At 63.1% G+C, this 16,705-nt stretch carries 13 protein-coding genes; 6 read left to right on the forward strand and 7 right to left on the reverse strand.

The annotated features are described in order from the left end of the window. Nucleotides 1-2: 2 nt before the first annotated feature. A complete protein-coding gene (locus HPQ62_RS03310; protein WP_174801057.1) occupies nt 3-896 on the forward strand; it encodes a class I SAM-dependent methyltransferase in 894 nt (297 codons plus the stop codon). On the opposite strand, the gene mfd is transcribed toward HPQ62_RS03310, so the two are convergent. Continuing rightward, complete coding sequence (gene mfd, locus HPQ62_RS03315) at nt 862-4,353, reverse strand: transcription-repair coupling factor (RefSeq protein WP_174801058.1); 3,492 nt, start codon at nt 4,351-4,353, stop codon at nt 862-864. The two genes, HPQ62_RS03310 and mfd, sit on opposite strands and share 35 nt — an antisense overlap. 8 nt (nt 4,354-4,361) lie before the next feature. Next, the gene (locus HPQ62_RS03320; RefSeq protein ID WP_174801059.1) at nt 4,362-4,664 is read right to left on the reverse strand and encodes an FAD assembly factor SdhE; all 303 of its coding nucleotides are present in this window, start codon (nt 4,662-4,664) and stop codon (nt 4,362-4,364) included. 92 nt (nt 4,665-4,756) lie between these two features. On the opposite strand from HPQ62_RS03320, the gene recG reads away from it, so the two are divergent. Next, entirely contained in the window at nt 4,757-6,856 is a 2,100-nt protein-coding gene (recG, locus tag HPQ62_RS03325; protein WP_174801060.1) for an ATP-dependent DNA helicase RecG, read from the forward strand. A gap of 384 nt (nt 6,857-7,240) precedes the next feature. Here recG and HPQ62_RS03330 read toward each other — a convergent pair whose 3' ends face one another. Beyond that, complete coding sequence (locus tag HPQ62_RS03330; RefSeq protein WP_174801061.1) at nt 7,241-8,758, reverse strand: helicase HerA domain-containing protein; 1,518 nt, start codon at nt 8,756-8,758, stop codon at nt 7,241-7,243. Nucleotides 8,759-8,941: 183 nt separating this feature from the next. On the opposite strand from HPQ62_RS03330, the gene HPQ62_RS03335 reads away from it, so the two are divergent. Beyond that, nucleotides 8,942-10,255, forward strand: coding sequence for an Nramp family divalent metal transporter (locus HPQ62_RS03335; protein WP_174801062.1), 1,314 nt, complete (start codon nt 8,942-8,944; stop codon nt 10,253-10,255). 71 nt (nt 10,256-10,326) lie between these two features. Here HPQ62_RS03335 and HPQ62_RS03340 read toward each other — a convergent pair whose 3' ends face one another. The 3 genes from HPQ62_RS03340 to HPQ62_RS03350 form a co-directional block, all read right to left on the reverse strand. Then, complete coding sequence (locus HPQ62_RS03340; RefSeq protein WP_174801063.1) at nt 10,327-10,890, reverse strand: TetR/AcrR family transcriptional regulator; 564 nt, start codon at nt 10,888-10,890, stop codon at nt 10,327-10,329. Between the two features lie 292 nt (nt 10,891-11,182). Then, complete coding sequence (gene murI / locus HPQ62_RS03345; protein ID WP_174801064.1) at nt 11,183-12,007, reverse strand: glutamate racemase; 825 nt, start codon at nt 12,005-12,007, stop codon at nt 11,183-11,185. Then, the gene (locus tag HPQ62_RS03350; RefSeq protein WP_174801065.1) at nt 11,988-12,785 is read right to left on the reverse strand and encodes an RNA methyltransferase; all 798 of its coding nucleotides are present in this window, start codon (nt 12,783-12,785) and stop codon (nt 11,988-11,990) included. Before HPQ62_RS03350 ends, murI begins: the two co-directional genes overlap by 20 nt. Nucleotides 12,786-12,917: 132 nt before the next feature. Between HPQ62_RS03350 and recQ the strand changes: the two genes are divergently transcribed. Then, nucleotides 12,918-14,729, forward strand: a complete 1,812-nt coding sequence (gene recQ / locus HPQ62_RS03355) for a DNA helicase RecQ (protein WP_174801066.1) — start codon at nt 12,918-12,920, stop codon at nt 14,727-14,729. 9 nt (nt 14,730-14,738) lie between these two features. On the opposite strand, the gene HPQ62_RS03360 is transcribed toward recQ, so the two are convergent. Continuing rightward, the gene (locus HPQ62_RS03360; protein WP_174801067.1) at nt 14,739-15,179 is read right to left on the reverse strand and encodes a VOC family protein; all 441 of its coding nucleotides are present in this window, start codon (nt 15,177-15,179) and stop codon (nt 14,739-14,741) included. A 525-nt stretch (nt 15,180-15,704) separates the two neighbouring features. On the opposite strand from HPQ62_RS03360, the gene rplM reads away from it, so the two are divergent. Together rplM and rpsI are read left to right on the forward strand one after the other, a co-directional pair. Next, nucleotides 15,705-16,169, forward strand: a complete 465-nt coding sequence (rplM, locus tag HPQ62_RS03365) for a 50S ribosomal protein L13 (RefSeq protein WP_174801068.1) — start codon at nt 15,705-15,707, stop codon at nt 16,167-16,169. Further along, nucleotides 16,169-16,648 carry a 30S ribosomal protein S9 gene (gene rpsI / locus HPQ62_RS03370; protein ID WP_174801069.1) on the forward strand — a complete coding sequence of 160 codons (480 nt, stop codon included), beginning with the start codon at nt 16,169-16,171 and terminating at the stop codon, nt 16,646-16,648. Before rplM ends, rpsI begins: the two co-directional genes overlap by 1 nt. Nucleotides 16,649-16,705: the final 57 nt, after the last annotated feature.

Below are 16,705 nucleotides of genomic sequence, written 5' to 3' on the forward strand. Positions count from 1 at the left end.
GTTTGGACGCCTTTCGCGAAATCGTCGATTCCCGGCTGCCGGTCACCCCGGTTCCGGGCCTTTCTTCGCTCAAGCTCCATCTCGCAAACGAGCAAAGCGGGCTCGGGCGGCTGCTTGCCGAGCTCGGCGGGGCGCTTTCGCCCTATTGGGCGCATGTCTGGGCTGGCGGGCTGGCTCTGGCGCGCCATATCGAGGCTGAGCCGGATGCTGTCCGCGACCGCACGGTGATCGACTACGGAAGCGGCTCGGGGCTGGTCGCGATCGCGGCTGCAAAAGCTGGCGCACGCACGGTCATCGCTTGCGATATCGATCCGCTCGCACTGGAAGCCGGTTCGATCAATGCCGCGCTCAATGGCGTGGAGATCCAAACGCTCCTCATAGAACGCGGGCGGAATGGTTCTGCTCGACTGGAACTCCTCGAAGCGATCGCCCATGACACTGCCGCAAAGCCCCCCAATCTTCTCGCCCCGGAGGGGAGAGATGGCCCGAAAGGGCCAGTGAGGGGGGAGACCCACCCCGCGAACGCCGTTGCGACTGGATACGCTGCATCACCCTCACTGCCCCTGTCGGGGCATCTCTCCCGCAGGCGGGAGAGAGTATCGAGAGCAAGCTGCAAGGCAGAGTGCAACGCGCCTGCCGCCAATCCGGAGCCATTTGTCGTCATGGCCGGCGACGTGTTTTACGATGCCAGAACCGCCGCGCGAACGCTGGAAAACCTGAACGCTCTCGCGGATGCAGGGGCCGATATCCTCATCGGCGATCCCTTCCGCGCCCATCTGCCGACGGAGCATCTGATCCCGATCGCGCGATACGCGGTGACCGATTTTGCCTCACGCGGCAAACCGGTCACCGCCGGCGTTTTCAGGCTGCGGCCAGCTTCGCGAGCTTGTTCATGATGATTGCCGCCTGGCCGAGACGCTTGTCCGGCGTCGGAAGGTCGCGGTTGAAATAGATGCTGTGATCGGCGCGGATCTTGGCCGAGACGCTGTTTTCCGCGATGAACTGCACGAGGCCCGCAGGGTTGGGGAATTCGCGGTTGCGGAACTGCACGACGACGCCTTTCGGCCCGGCATCGAGCTTTTCGACATTGGCGATGCGGCAGAGCGACTTGATGAAGACGACCTTCAGCAGCGACTGCACCTCGTCCGGCATCGGCCCGAACCGGTCGATCAGCTCTGCGCCGAAGGCATCGATATCGCCGGCATCGGTGAGTTCGCCAAGCCTGCGATAGAGCCCCATGCGAAGATTGAGGTCCGGGACGTAATATTCCGGGATCATCACCGATGTGCCGAGCGCGATCTGCGGCGACCAGTCGGAGCCGCCGGCATCCTCGTCGCCCTTGGCCTCGGCCACCGCTTCCTCCAGCATCTGCTGGTAGAGCTCGAAGCCGACCTCCTTGATGTGGCCTGACTGTTCCTCGCCGAGCAGATTGCCCGCGCCGCGAATATCGAGGTCGTGGCTCGCGAGCTGGAAGCCAGCGCCCAATGTGTCGAGCGACTGCAGCACCTTCAGCCGCCGGTCGGCAGTGTCGGTAAGCCGCTTGTTGACCGGCAGGGTGAAGACCGCGAAGGCGCGCGTCTTTGAGCGACCGACGCGCCCGCGCAACTGATAGAGCTGGGCAAGGCCAAACATGTCGGCGCGGTGGACGATGAGCGTATTGGCAGTCGGCACGTCGAGGCCGGATTCCACGATCGTCGTCGACAGCAGCACGTCATACTTGCCGTCGTAGAAGGCGTTCATGATGTCTTCGAGCTGACCCGCGGCCATCTGGCCGTGGGCGACCGCGACCTTCAGCTCCGGCACATCCGATTGCAGGAAGGCCTGAACCTCCTCCAGATCGGAAAGCCGCGGGCAGACGTAGAAACTCTGACCGCCGCGGAAATGCTCGCGCATCAGCGTTTCGCGGATCACCAGCGGATCGAATGGCGAGATGAAGGTTCTGACCGCCATCCGATCGACGGGCGGCGTGGTGATCAGCGACAATTCGCGCACACCGGTCATGGCGAGCTGCAGCGTGCGCGGGATCGGCGTCGCCGAGAGCGTGAGCACGTGAACGTCGCTCTTCAGTTCCTTGAGCCGCTCCTTGTGCTTGACCCCGAAATGCTGCTCCTCGTCGATGATCAACAGTCCGAGATTGGCGAAATTGATCGAAGTTCCAAGCAGGGCGTGGGTGCCGACAACCACGTCGAGCTTGCCGTCCGCAAGATCCTTCTTGGTCTGCGCCAGTTCCTTCGCCGGCACCAGGCGCGAGGCCTGAGCGACCTTGATCGGCAGGCCACGAAACCGCTCTGCGAAGGTCTTGTAATGCTGGCGCGCCAGCAGCGTGGTCGGCACCACCACGGCGACCTGAACGCCGTTCATGGCCGCAAGGAAAGCCGCGCGCAGCGCCACTTCCGTCTTGCCGAAACCGACATCGCCACAGATCAGCCGGTCCATCGGGCGGCCGAGGCCCAGATCACCGCGCACCGCTTCGATTGCGTTGAACTGATCCTCTGTTTCTTCATAGGGGAAGCGGGCGGCGAACTCGTCGTAAAGCCCTTCGGCAGCGGCGAGTACCGGCGCGGAACGGGTGGCGCGCTTGGCCGCGATCGCAATCAGCTCGTCTGCCATGTCGAGCAGGCGCTTCTTCAGCCGCGCCTTCTTCGCCTGCCATGCACCGCCGCCGAGGCGGTCGAGCGGCGCTTCGCTGGCATCCGAGCCATAGCGCGAAAGAAGCTCGATGTTTTCGACCGGCAGGAACAGCTTGGCATCATCGGCATATTGCAGTTCCAGGCAATCGCGCGGCGCGCCTGCCGCCTCGATGGTTCTAAGCCCGATGAAGCGTCCAATGCCGTGTTCGGCATGAACCACATATGAGCCGGCATCGAGACCGGAGACTTCCGAAATGAAGTCGCTCGCCTTGCGCCGCCGCTTGTTCTTGCGGATCAGCCGGTCGCCGAGAATGTCCTGCTCGCCGATGACGTACAGATTGCCGGTCTCGAAACCGCCCTCAAGGCTCAGAACCGCGCTGGCGGCCTCGCCCTTGCCGAGCTTTTCGACATCAGCAAGCGCTGCAACGGGCTTGATCTTTTCAAGTCCGTGCTCCTTCAGCACTTGCAGAAGCCGGTCGAGCGAGCCTTCGGACCAGCCCGTGATCAGAACCTTGCCGCCGCTGGCACGAGTATCTGCAATATGGCGCACCGCCTGCTCGAACACGTTGACGCGCGTGTCGTCATTCAGCGCCTTGGCTTCGGCCGCCCAGCGCGGGCCGGCATGGGCCTCGAGTGCGATCACCGGCTTTCCGACGCTCGATGCTTCGTTGAACGGCGACACGCGGATGGCACCGGTCGCATCAAGGCCCGCCGCAAAGCTCTTGTCGCTCAGATAGAGCATATCCGGCGGCACGGGCTTGTAGGGCGCGCCGCCGCGCGCCTCGCCCATATTGGTGCGCCGGGCCTGGTAATAGTCCTCGATCAGCGTTGCGCGCTCAACCGCTGCTTCGCGCGCGGTATGATCGACGACAATACGAAAACCGCCGAGATAGTCGAACATGGTTTCCAGCCGCTCGTAGAACAGCGGCAACCAGTGTTCCATGCCGGCGTAGCGGCGGCCTTCGGATACGGCCTGATAGAGCGCATCGTCGCGATTGGCCGCGCCGAACATCGACAGGTAGTTCTTTCTGAAGCGCGCAATGTTCTCCTCGCCGAGCGTGACCTCGCTCATGGCGTTGAGTTCCAGCGCCTTGACCGTGCCGGTGGTGCGCTGCGTGGCGGCATCGAAGGCGCGGATCGTCTCCAGCGTATCGCCGAAGAAATCGAGGCGGACGCCGTTGTCGGCGCCCGGCACGAAGACATCGAGAATGCCGCCGCGCACCGCATATTCACCCACGGCGCGCACCGTCGGCACGCGCTCGAAACCGGCATCCGCGAGCCGATGGACGATGCCGTCCATGTCGATCACCTGGCCGGCGCGGGCGGAAAAGCCGAGCGAGGCGACAACGTCACGCGGCGGCAGCTTCTGCAGCATGGCGTTGACGGTCACGAGGATGATGGCCGGATGGGGCTTCTTTGCATGCGCCACGAGCCCGGCAAGCGCCGACAGCCGCCGCGCTTCGGTATCGGCGCCGGGCGAAACCCGGTCATAGGGCAGGCAGTCCCAAGCGGGCAGCGTGAGGACCGGAATATCCGGCGCGGCGAAGGCGAGCATCTGCTCGAAATCGGCGATCCGCTGGCCATCGGAGAGCACATAGGCGACGGACTGCCCGGCGCGCGCCATTTCCGCCAGCACCAGCGGCTCCGTTCCCGGAACCGCATTGGCGATGGTGACGGCGCCGGAGAGATTATCGAGCTTTTTCGGGTTAAATCCGGAAATCATGGACTGCTTCAGCTATCTTTCTCGACCGGATCGAAATCGGGCCGGTAGGCGGCGATCTCTTCGAACAACGCGATCCGCAAACGCTCAGGCACGGGCTCTGCCCCGTTGATCCACTTGATCAGATCATTGTCCTCTTCGGCCATGATCGCCTCGAACTCGTCGAGCGCCGGATCATCCATGTCCGCAAGGTTGTCTTCGGCATACTGGCCGAGGATCAGGTCCATCTCGCGGATGCCGCGATGCCAGGCGCGAAACAGCATGCGCCGGCGGCGCGGGTCGAGATCGGCACTGGAACGCTTCAAACCGGTCATTTTGCCACCTTCCCTGTTGATGGGCCTCTATAGCGGCTCGTTTCGCGCTTGTCAGCCTTGCCAAAGCCTCACCGGGGGTACATTTCAAATTTATGCGCCCGGCCCTGCTTGATCCCCTGTTTGCGCCCGTCTCCTCTCTGCCGGGGATCGGGCCGAAACTCGCCAAGACATTTGCGAAGCTTGTCGGCCGCGAGGACGAGGCACGCGTGATCGATCTGGTGTTTCACGCGCCAAGCTCCGTCATAGACCGGCGGCTGAAGCCGGGCATCGCACATTTGCCGGAAGGCGCGATCGTGACCGTCGAAGGCCGCGTCGACCGCCATCAGCCGGCGCCTGCCCGCTCCAACGCGCCCTACCGCGTCTATCTGCACGACGAGACAGGCGAACTGACGCTGACCTTTTTCCATGCCAAGGCCGACTGGCTGGAGAAATCGCTGCCGGTCGGCGAAACCATCGTCGTCAGCGGACGGGCCGAATGGTTCAACGGCCGTCCCTCGATGGTGCATCCCGACTACATGGTGCCTGCGGAAAAGGCGGATACGCTGCCGGCGGTGGAGCCGGTCTATCCGATGACCGCCGGGCTTTCAGCAAAGATATTGCGCCGTTCGCTGGAAGCAGCGCTTGAGCGGGTGCCCGATTTTCCGGAATGGGTCGATCGTGAAATCGTGGCGCGACAGGGATTTCCAACGACAACAGAGGCGCTCAGGGCCATTCACCACCCGCGCGACGACAGCGACATCGAGCTTCAGTCGCCCGCAAGGCGCAGGCTTGCCTATGACGAGTTTCTGGCGGGCCAGCTCTCGCTATCGCTGGTCAGAAGCCGGATGCGCAAAGCGAAAGGCCGTCCCGTGCGGCCGACGGGAACGCTGTCCCAAAAGGTGCGCGCCGCCCTGCCCTTCGCGCTGACCGCCGGACAGGAACAGGCGGTTTCCGCAATCCTCGGCGACATGGCAACCGACACCCGGATGCTGCGGATGCTGCAGGGCGATGTCGGCTCGGGCAAGACCATCGTCGGACTGCTCGCCATGCTCGCGGTTGTCGAGGATGGTGGCCAGGCGGTGCTGATGGCGCCGACGGAAATCCTCGCCCGTCAGCATTATGACGGCATAGCAGCACTTGCCGAACGTGCGGGCGTGCGGGTGCGGCTTCTGACCGGCAAGACCAAGGCACGCGACCGGCGGCAGATCGAGACGGACCTTGCCGACGGTACCGCCCACATCGTGATCGGCACCCATGCGCTGTTTCAGGAAAATGTCGCCTATCACGATCTCAGGCTTGCGATCGTCGACGAGCAGCACCGCTTTGGCGTCCATCAGCGCCTGCGCCTCACGCAGAAGGGGCTCTCGCCGCACCTCCTGGTGATGTCGGCGACGCCGATCCCGCGTACGCTGGTGCTGGCCGCCTTCGGCGACATGGATGTCTCGAACCTCACCGAAAAGCCTGCGGGACGCAAGCCGATCCAGACCGTGACAATCCCGCTGGAGCGGATCGGGGATGTCGTCGGACGGCTGCGGGATGCGCTCGCCGAGGGCAAGAAATGCTACTGGATCTGCCCGCTGGTGGAGGAATCGGAAGCGGTCGAACTGATGTCGGCGGAGGAGCGGCATGAAACGCTCGCCAAGGCGCTCGGGCCTGACAAGGTCGGGCTTATCCATGGGCGGATGTCGTCCGCCGACAAGGATGCGGCGATGGAGGCGTTCAAATCCGGCGAGACCCGGTTGCTGGTCGCCACCACCGTGGTCGAGGTCGGCGTCGATGTGCCGGATGCCACCATCATCGTGATCGAACATGCCGAGCGCTTCGGCCTTGCCCAGCTGCACCAGTTGCGCGGGCGCGTCGGTCGCGGGGCGGAAGCCTCGTCCTGCATCCTGCTCTACAAGGGCCCGCTGTCCGAAATGGGCCGCGCCCGGCTTTCCGTGCTGCGCGACAGCAATGACGGGTTTCGCATCGCCGAGGAAGACCTGAAACTGCGCGGCGAAGGCGAACTGCTCGGCACCCGCCAGTCCGGCGTGCCGGGCTTCCAGTTCGGCAGCATCGAAGCCCATGGCGACATTCTGGCGCTTGCCCGCAAGGATGCCGGCTACATCGTCAACAAAGACCCGGAGCTTGTGAGCGAACGCGGCACGGCGCTTCGAACCCTGCTCTACCTCTTCCGCCGCGACGAGGCGATCCGCTATCTGAGTGCGGGCTAGGCGTTTTCGGAGGGTTTGCCGCGTGGCGAGCGAGGGAGCCGCGCTGGGCATGACGGACGTCGTCGCAAAGGCTATGGCGCTCGTTTTGAATGTGGCCTGGATGCTCGGGTCAAGCCCGAGCATGACCCAGAAAAGGAGGATGTGCCGCCGTTCCGCGTTTTCGGATGGCTATCGTCTCTGCACAACTTAACTAGCCCCGTGCATCTCAGCGCGTACGGGTCACTCCCACTTTTCCCCATTCTAGGGTCACCCTCGGGCTCGACCCGAGGGTCCAGGCGGCCAACTCTGAACCAACTGTTACGCCAGGTTAGTCACGGCCGGGGCATTTCCGGTGGAAACCTGCGGGCATGCAGCGACACCATACAAACAGCACACCGCGCAACTCTATTCCGCCGCATCCCGCCGTTCCGGCGTTTCCGCCGGGGCGTCCGGGTTGCCGCCTTCGGTCTTGGCGTCGAGGTCGGGGAAGGCCACGACGCGTTTGCCGCCGGGTTCGGTGTGGAGCACGATCAGGCCCTGCTCCTCGAACCAGTCCAGGAAGCGGCGGGCGCGGCGGGCCGAATGCGTGCCGTAGGCGCGCGCGATCGTGGCATCGGATGGGCACGGCGCGCCGGAGAGCGCCGCTTTGGCAAGCATCAGGAACACGCCCTGCAGATCGTCGGTGACATGCGGGGTGAGCGTGAGCGCCATCTGCCAGGCTTCGCTCTCGGCCATGGCGTCATCCACGCCGGACCGCGCAATCGCAAGCCGCCGGCGGAAATCAGACATGGAGAGCGGCGCGCCGGAAATCCGCTTCATGCGACCGCGCATCAGGAAATCCTGATAAAGCTCTGAATCCGAACGGAAAGCAGATTCCGGTCCATCGGCAATTTCCGTGAGCGTCATCGCGATCCAGTCCTCGCGCTCCTCCTCGCTCATCACCGCCGCGCGTGGGCCACGCGGCTCCGGCGCCGCGCTTTCTGCCGATTGCGCGAGCTGGTCGATGATATCGAGCGTCGGGCGGGGGCGCGGGGTCACGCGGCGCGGCGCTGTGGACTGGCGCGCGAGATCCTCCGGATCGGGCGTGAAGATCAGATCCTCGACATCCTGCGGGTTGTCCGGAAGCGGCATCAGCTTGGGGCTCGACGAGCGCGCCGAGGTTTCCACCTCGCCGATGACGACCTTCAGCGGGCGGCGCGAAAGCGCGGGACCAAGCGCCACGAAATTGCCGCGCTTGAGATCGCGGAACTGCTCGGCCTGACGGCGGTCCATGCCGAGAAGGTCGGCCGCGCGCGCCATGTCGATATCGAGAAAGGTGCGGCCCATCAGGAAGTTGGATGCTTCCGCAGCGACGTTCTTGGCGAGCTTTGCCAGCCGCTGCGTGGCAATCACGCCGGCAAGTCCGCGTTTTCTGCCGCGGCACATCAGGTTGGTCATGGCGCCGAGCGACTGGCGGCGCACCTCTTCGCTGACCTCGCCGCCGCCGGTCGGCGCGAACATCTGTGCTTCGTCAACCACGGTCAGCACCGGATACCAGTAATCGCGATCGGCATCGAACAGCGCATTCAGGAACACGGCGGCGGTGCGCATCTGGTCCTCGAGCTCGAGCCCCTCCAGCGTCAGCACGCAGGAAACGCGGTGCTGGCGGATGCGGTTGGCAATCCCGATCAACTCGCCCTCGGAACGCTCGCCATCGACCACGATATGGCCGAAGGCATCGGACAGCGTGACGAAATCGCCTTCCGGATCGATCACCACCTGCTGCACCCATTTGGCGGATTGTTCCAGCAGTCGGCGCAACAGATGCGACTTGCCGGAGCCGGAATTGCCCTGCACCAGAAGCCTTGTCGCCAGCAGCTCCTCTATATCGAGACTGGCGACGTCACCGGTTGATGTCGTTCCCATGTCGATATCGACTTGCACTTTGGTCTTCACCTTCTTTGTGGATTGAGCCCGGTTCTAGCAGGTCCGCCCGGGCATGGTCGCGCCGGCACGCGCGTTACCCACAGCTTTCCGCGATTCGGTCGGGCGCTGCAACGATTGACATCAGACATGCCTGATCTATGTGTTTAAAACCATTCCAAGGTAAGGCATTCATCGATCTGCATGGCAGAAATTTCCCCAGAACGTCAGACACTGACCGAGCGCACCAACACGGCAATCGAAAGCGCGCTTGCCTCCGGTCGCCTGCGTCCCAAATCCGCGCTGCTTTTCGTTGGGCCGGCGATGATTGCGGCCATCGCCTATGTCGATCCCGGCAATTACGCCACCAATATCCAGGCGGGCGCCGGGTATGGCTATACGCTCCTTTGGGTGGTGCTGTTTGCCAATCTGATTGCCATGCTGTTTCAGGCGTTATCGGCCAAGCTCGGCATCGTCACCGGCCGGAACCTCGCCGAGGTCTGTCGTGACGAGTTTTCCAAACCGGTGGTGATCATCCTCTGGATCGTCAGCGAAATCGCGGCGATGGCAACGGATCTCGCGGAATTTCTCGGCGGCGCGATCGGGCTGGCGCTGCTGTTCAAGATGCCGCTGATGGCAGGCATGGGCGTGACCGCGATCGTCACCTACGGCATTCTTCTGTTCGAGCGGCGCGGCTTCCGACCGATGGAGCTGATCATCGGCGCGATGATCGGCGTGATCGGGCTTTGCTATATCGTCGAACTGTTCATAGCCCCCGTCGCCTGGGGCGAGGCTGCGGCCCATATGGTGCGGCCTGAGCTTCCCGACGCCGCAGCGCTTGCCATCGCCGTCGGCATTATTGGCGCTACTGTCATGCCGCATGCGGTCTATCTGCATTCCGGCCTCACCCAGCACCGGGTTGCGGTGAAGACCGAGGCCGAACGGCGGCGCGTGCTCAAGTTTTCAAACATCGAGGTGGTGGCAGCGCTTGCCGTTGCCGGCGTCGTCAACATGGCGATGGTGATGATGGCGGCCAGCGCCTTTCACAACGGCCATAGCGAGGTCGCCGAAATCGAGACCGCCTATCACACCCTGACGCCGCTGCTCGGCGGCGCTGCTGCGGCTGCCTTCCTGGTGTCGCTGATCGCTTCCGGCATTTCCAGCTCGGTGGTCGGCACCATGGCGGGACAGATGATCATGCAAGGTTTCGTCGGCTTCAGGATCCCGATCTGGCTGCGGCGGCTGATCACGATGGCGCCCGCCTTCGTGGTGGTCGCGCTCGGCATCAATGCGACGCAGGCGCTGATCGTCAGCCAGATCATCCTGTCGATCGCGCTCCCCGTGCCGATGATCTCGCTGGTGCTCTTCACCCGCAACCGCCGGATCATGGGCGAATACGCCAATGGCCGCCTGATCGGAACGCTTGCCATTCTCGGCTCGATCGCTGTCCTCGGCCTCAACTGCGTGCTGCTTGCCCAGACATTCGACGTGCCCATTCCGGGGCTTGCCGCCGGCTGAGAGCTCTTGAACGCATTGTCCCCAATTCACGTCGCAATTGGGGAGAAAAAGCCGACATTCGCGAAGACGCTCTAAAGCCCGTTGACCCACATCTTCAGCCGCGCGCCTTCACGGGTCAGAACGTCCGGATCGCCGGCATTCTGTGCCAGAAGCGACGCCCCCTGAAGCGACGCCTGCAATTGCAGCGCCAGAGCGCCTGCATCATCCCCGTGTCCCATTTCGGCAAACTGTTCGGCCATCCAGCCCATCGGGTCGGCGAGCAGCGGGCGGACGGCGTCGCGTCCTGTCGTTTCCGATTTCAGCAGTTCGGCGCAGAGAGAGCCCGAGGGAGAGCCGTGGCGGGCGACCTCACCGGCATTGGCAACAGTCATATTGATGAAGGAGACGAGCCTTGCCTTGGCTGAGGGAACCTCGACCATGCGGGCGCGGAATTCGTCGAATGCCTGCCTGTGGTGATCGATGATGGCCGCGGCGATATCGTCCCTGGTCTTGAAGTAATAATAGACATTGCCGAGCGGGACGCCGGATTCCTTTGCAATATCGGCAAGCGACGTGCTTGTGAAACCGTTGCGGTAGGCAAGGTTCACCGCCGCTGCCACGAGCCTTTCACGTTTTCCTGAATCCCGTTTTGTCATTCTCAACCTTTCCAGTTTCGGTGCCTGATACACGATGTCGCCGGGTTCCCGGCGAGCCTGCCCAGCCCCATTTGGCCTATACCATAAGCGCCGACCGAAAGTCAGTTGTTTAGCTAACTAATGTGAGTTAGTCAACTTACATGTCCATGGCGCGCACCTTGGCGCGCCATGGACGCGCGCGCCGGGACTGGATTTCGGGATCAGGCATCAAGGCGTGCGCCCGGCCGGCAGACGAGCGTGAACGACCGGGCGCGCGGCCCGAATGTGTTCTTGGAAGAGAGCTTGGCTGTGATCAGGCTTTGCTCGACCGCCGTGCGGCGATCTTGAGGCCGAAGCCCTGCATCAGCCGGACGGTTTCCGGCCGCAGCGTCTCTCCGGTGAAGATCACGAAGTCATGATTGGGGCCGCCATCGGCGCCCGTGGCGGGCTCGCCCAGCACCCGCTTCGCCTGCAGAGCGATCGCTTCTGCGGGATTGAGCCAATCGACCGGCCAGGGCGCCAGCTTGCGGAACCGGTTTGCGAGAAACGGATAATGCGTACAGGCGAGCACGACGATGTCCGTGCGCCGCCCCCCTTCCTCGACAAAACAGGGCGCAATCTCGCTCCAGAGCGCAGCGTCCGCGACCGCGATGCCGCAGATATAATCCTCGGCAAGGGCTGCCAGATAACGCGAGCCCACGAGCCGCGCATGACAATGGCTTGCGAAACTCTCGATCAGCGCCATGGTGTAGTCGCGCTTTACCGTGACAGGCGTTGCCAGCACCGAGATCAGGCCGGAGGCCGTGCGCTCGGCCGCTGGTTTGATCGCGGGGACTGTTCCGACGAAATCTGTTTCAGGAAAACGCGCCCTCAGCGCTGCACCGGCGAGCGTAAAGGCGGTGTTGCAGGCAATGATCACGCAGGCCGGGCGAATTTCCTCCAGCAATTGCTGAAAAAGCTGAAGCAGGTGTTGGAGCAGCGCCTCTTCCTGCCAGTCGCCATAGGGGAAGGCGGCATTGTCGGCGACATAGACGAACCGGCGCTCCGGCATCAGCATCCGCGCCTCGCGCAGCACCGTCAGTCCGCCAATGCCGGAATCGAAGATCAGAACCGGACTGTCATTGCGCATCGCCGCCATCCTGGCCGCGCGGGTTCTTGCGGGTATAGCGATCAAGCGCGGAAATCACCCCCCGCACCACGTGAATTTCCTGCGCGCTCATCGCCCTACGGGTAAAGACTGCGCGCAGATTGTCGATCATTTTGGGCTTTTTGTCGGCAGGGCGGAAATAACCGCGCGCATCGAGCGATTCCTCGAGATGAGCGAACAGACCGAACAGGTTTTCCTTGGTGGCGGGCGTCTGCTCGACGGCCTGGAACGGCGTCGCGCTCTCGTCCTCCATGCCCGACTTCATCCATTCATAGGACATCAGCAGGACGGCCTGGGCGATGTTGAGCGAGGCAAAGGCGGGGTTGACCGGAAACGTCACAATTTCATCGGCCAGCGCCACTTCCTCATTCTTCAGGCCCCAGCGCTCGCGTCCGAACAGGATGCCGCAGCGCTCCCCTGCCGTGTGTCGGGTGCGCAGCGTCTCAGCGGCAACCGTCGGGCCGCGCACCGGCTTGAAGCCGTCGCGGCTGCGGGCGGTGGTCGCATAGACGAAATTGAGATCTGCGATCGCGTCCTCGAGCCTGTCGAAGACCTGGACGCCATCGATCACATGGTCGGCCTTGGAGGCTGCGGAGCGCGCGCTGTCGCTCGGCCAGCCGTCGCGCGGCTCCACGAGGCGCAGTTCGGCAAGGCCGAAATTCGCCATGGCGCGGGCCACCATGCCGATATTTTCGCCAAGCTGCGGATTGACCAGAATGATTACAGGGCCTTCCGCGATCAGCGGACGCTCGCTGTTGGTGCCTGCCATGTTTTCCTGCCTTTGTCTGTCGTTCCGGCTTATCGCTCCGGCGCTCGGCGAATGCAAGAAAAACGCGGCAAACAGCATCGCCATTCCGCCTCGGACCTTGGCGCGGAGCATCCGTCGCGTTAAGGCTCATCCATGTCCAAGCTTGCAGATCCGCTCTCCGTTCTCAAATCCGTCTACGGCTATTCCGCCTTTCGCGGCAAGCAGCAGGCCGTCGTCGATCAGGTGGTGGCCGGCGGCGACGCCGTGGTGCTGTTTCCGACCGGCGCCGGCAAGTCGCTCTGCTATCAGGTGCCGGCGCTGTGCCGTCCGGGCGTGGCGCTGGTCGTCTCGCCGCTGATTGCGCTGATGCGCGACCAGGTGGAGGCGCTGAAACAGCTTGGCGTGAAGGCAGCGGCGCTCAATTCAACGCTGTCACGCGAGGAGTATGGCGCGATCCGGCGCGGGCTGGAGGATGCCACGCTCGACCTTCTCTATGTGACGCCGGAGCGGATGGCGACATCTGGATTCCGCGCGATGATGGCGAATGTTGAGATCGCACTGATCGCGATCGACGAGGCGCATTGCGTGTCGCAATGGGGGCACGATTTCCGGCCCGAATACCGGTCCCTCGATCAGCTCAAGGATACCTTTCCGGGCGTGCCGCGCATGGCGCTGACGGCCACCGCCGATCCGCACACCCGCGAGGACATTATAGAGCGCCTAGCGCTGCAGGATGCGGAAGTCTACACCACCTCCTTCGACCGGCCGAACATTACCTATGAGATCATCGAGCGCGACCAGCCGCGCCGTCAGTTGCTGGATTTCCTCGCGCGCCACAAGGGCGACAGCGGCATCGTCTACTGCCTGTCGCGGGCCAAGGTGGAAGAAACGGCCGAATGGCTCGACGGCCAGGGCATCCGGGCCTTGCCCTATCATGCCGGCATGGATCGCGAACGGCGCGACGCCCATCAGGACGCCTTCCTGAAGGAAGAGGATCTGTGTCTCGTTGCGACGGTCGCCTTCGGCATGGGCATCGACAAGCCGAATGTCCGCTATGTTGCCCATCTCGATCTGCCGGGCTCCGTCGAGGCCTATTATCAGGAGACCGGACGCGCGGGCCGCGATGGCCTGCCGTCGGAGGCCTGGATGGTCTACGGCATGGCCGACGTGGTGCAGCGCGGGCGGATGATCGACAACGGCAATGCCGTGGACGAAATCAAGCGGGTAGAGCGCGCCAAGCTCAACGCCCTGCTCGGCATCTGCGAGACCTCCGGTTGCCGCCGCCAGGCGATCCTCGCCCATTTCGGTGAAGCGCACCCCGGCGGCTGCGGCAATTGCGACACCTGCCTGAAGCCGGTCGATACCTGGGATGGCACCGACGCCGCCATCAAGGCGATGGCCGCGATCTATCGGACCGGAGAGCGCTTCGGCGCGGGCCATCTGATCGATGTGCTGACGGGAAAGGAGACCGAGCGGACCGAACGATTCGGCCACACTGCCATGCCGGTCTTCGGTGCCGGCAGCGATCTTCCGGCAAAGACCTGGCAGTCGGTCTATCGGCAGCTCCTCGCGGCGGGCCTGATCGCCGTTGACCACGAGGCCTACGGTGCGCTGAAACTCACGCCGGACGCGCGCGCCGTGTTCCGCCATGAAAGAGCGGTCAGGTTTCGTACCGACCGTCCGGGGCGCGGCAAGTCGTCCTCAAAACGAGGATCCGCTGAAAAACGCGCGGCGATCCCGGATGAAAACCACGCCCTGTTCGAAGAACTGCGCGCCACCCGCACCGCGCTCGCCAAGGAAAACGGCGTGCCGCCCTATGTCATCTTCCCGGACACGACGCTGATCGCGCTTGCCGCCGAGCGACCGACCACGGCCGACGCGATGCTTGCCGTTTCGGGCGTCGGCCAGACCAAGCTGCAGCGCTACGGCGAGGATTTCCTCGCCGTCATTCGCGCCCACGGGTGAAGCGGGCGATCAATCCGGCAATGTCATGTGCCCGTTTTCATCAAGCGGTGAGAACGGGTTGAACGCCACCTCCCAGAGGTGGCCGTCCGGATCGGCGAAATAGCCACTGTAACCGCCCCAGAACACCTTCTCGGCCGGCTTGACGATCCGCGCTCCGCAGCTTTCGGCAAAGCCAAGCGTCTCATCGACGGCGCTTTCGGAGTTGACATTATAGGCAAGCGTGACGCCCGAGAAAGCGGGCCTTTGGTCCGGGACGCCTTCCAACCCGGCATCTTCCGCCAGCGCTGACCTGCCGAAAAGGCCGAGCACGATACCATCAAGACCAATAAAGGTGATGCTTTCCTGCGAGGCCGAGGATTTCTTCCAGCCCAGCCGTTCGTAAAAGGCAGTCGCTTCCGCAACATCGTCCACGCCCAGCGTGATCAGACTTATCCTTCGATCCAATGTCATGCGGCTTGCTTCCATTATTGTTCTTGTTATGTTCTCTTATTGACAGCAAAAGTAAAGAACTTTTTGCAGTAGGAGGCCGGATTGGAAACATTGCGAACCGGCCGCGCAGACGCGAGATTGCAACCAAGATCTGGCGTCGCGTACCCGTGCGCCCCCTTTACGCGTCACCCTCGGGCTTGACCCGAGGGTCCAGGCAGCGCTCTCCGTGTCGCCTGGATGCTCGGGTCGAGCCCGAGCATGACCCAGGAGAGGAAGCCAACCGCTGAAGCGGGGGCAGAAGCGTCGGTTCAGATTAACTCAGCCAGAAATCCATGTGGTAATATTATACCGCTTTTCTATCTATATGTTTTTGCTTCATTAAATAAAGCGCCATCCGATTTCCTCTCTTGACCAATTTCATCCCTGCCACTATACAACCGCCAGCATGACCACGCGCGTGGACATGCCATCATGCTTGGTCACCAAGCAAAGCAACAAGAAACGTCCGTTCCCTCGGGATTCGGAATGAAATTGAGAGTATCAACAATGGTTACCTTCTCCCAGAAGCCTGCAGAGGTGGAAAAGAAGTGGATCGTGATCGATGCCGAAGGTCTCGTCCTCGGCCGTCTCGCCACCCTCGTTGCCATGCGTCTGCGCGGCAAGCACAAAGCCACCTTTACCCCGCATGTTGACGACGGCGACAATGTCATCGTCATCAATGCTGAAAAAGTTGCCATGACCGGCAAGAAGTACACCGACAAGATGTACTACTGGCACACCGGTTATCCCGGCGGCATCAAGGAGCGCACTGCGCGCCAGATCATCGAAGGCCGCTTCCCGGAGCGCGTCATCGAGAAGGCTGTCGAGCGCATGATCCCGCGCGGCCCGCTTGGCCGTCGCCAGATGAAGAACCTGCGCGTCTATGCCGGCACCAACCACCCCCATGAAGCCCAGCAGCCCGAAGTGCTCGACGTTGCCAAGCTCAACAAGAAGAACGTGAGGAGCGCATAATGGCCGATCTGTCCGATCTGAAGGCACTTGGCGAAGCCGCATCCACCGAAGCCACCCCGTCTGCACCGGTTCACGTGCGCAAGGTCGACGACCTCGGCCGCGCCTATGCCACCGGCAAGCGCAAGGACGCGGTTGCCCGCGTATGGATCAAGGCCGGCTCCGGCAAGATCACCGTCAATGGCAAGGACTTTTCCGAGTATTTCGGCCGTCCGGTCCTGCAGATGGTCCTGCAGCAGCCGATCGTCGCTGCTGCCCGTGAAGGCCAGTTCGACATCGTTGCAACCGTCACCGGCGGCGGCCTTTCCGGCCAGGCTGGTGCTGTTCGCCACGGCATTTCGAAGGCGCTGACCTATTTCGAACCCGGCCTGCGCCCGGTTCTGAAGAAGGGCGGCTTCCTGACCCGCGACAGCCGCGTCGTCGAGCGCAAGAAGTACGGCCGCGCGAAAGCCCGCCGTTCGTTCCAGTTCTCCAAGCGCTAAGCGCTTCAGGAACTTTGCATTTTGGAAGGGCCGCGAGATCGCGGCCCTTTTTTTATG

The sequence above is a fragment of the Martelella limonii genome (assembly GCF_013344475.1).
GTDB classification, from domain to species: Bacteria; Pseudomonadota; Alphaproteobacteria; order Rhizobiales; family Rhizobiaceae; genus Martelella; species Martelella limonii.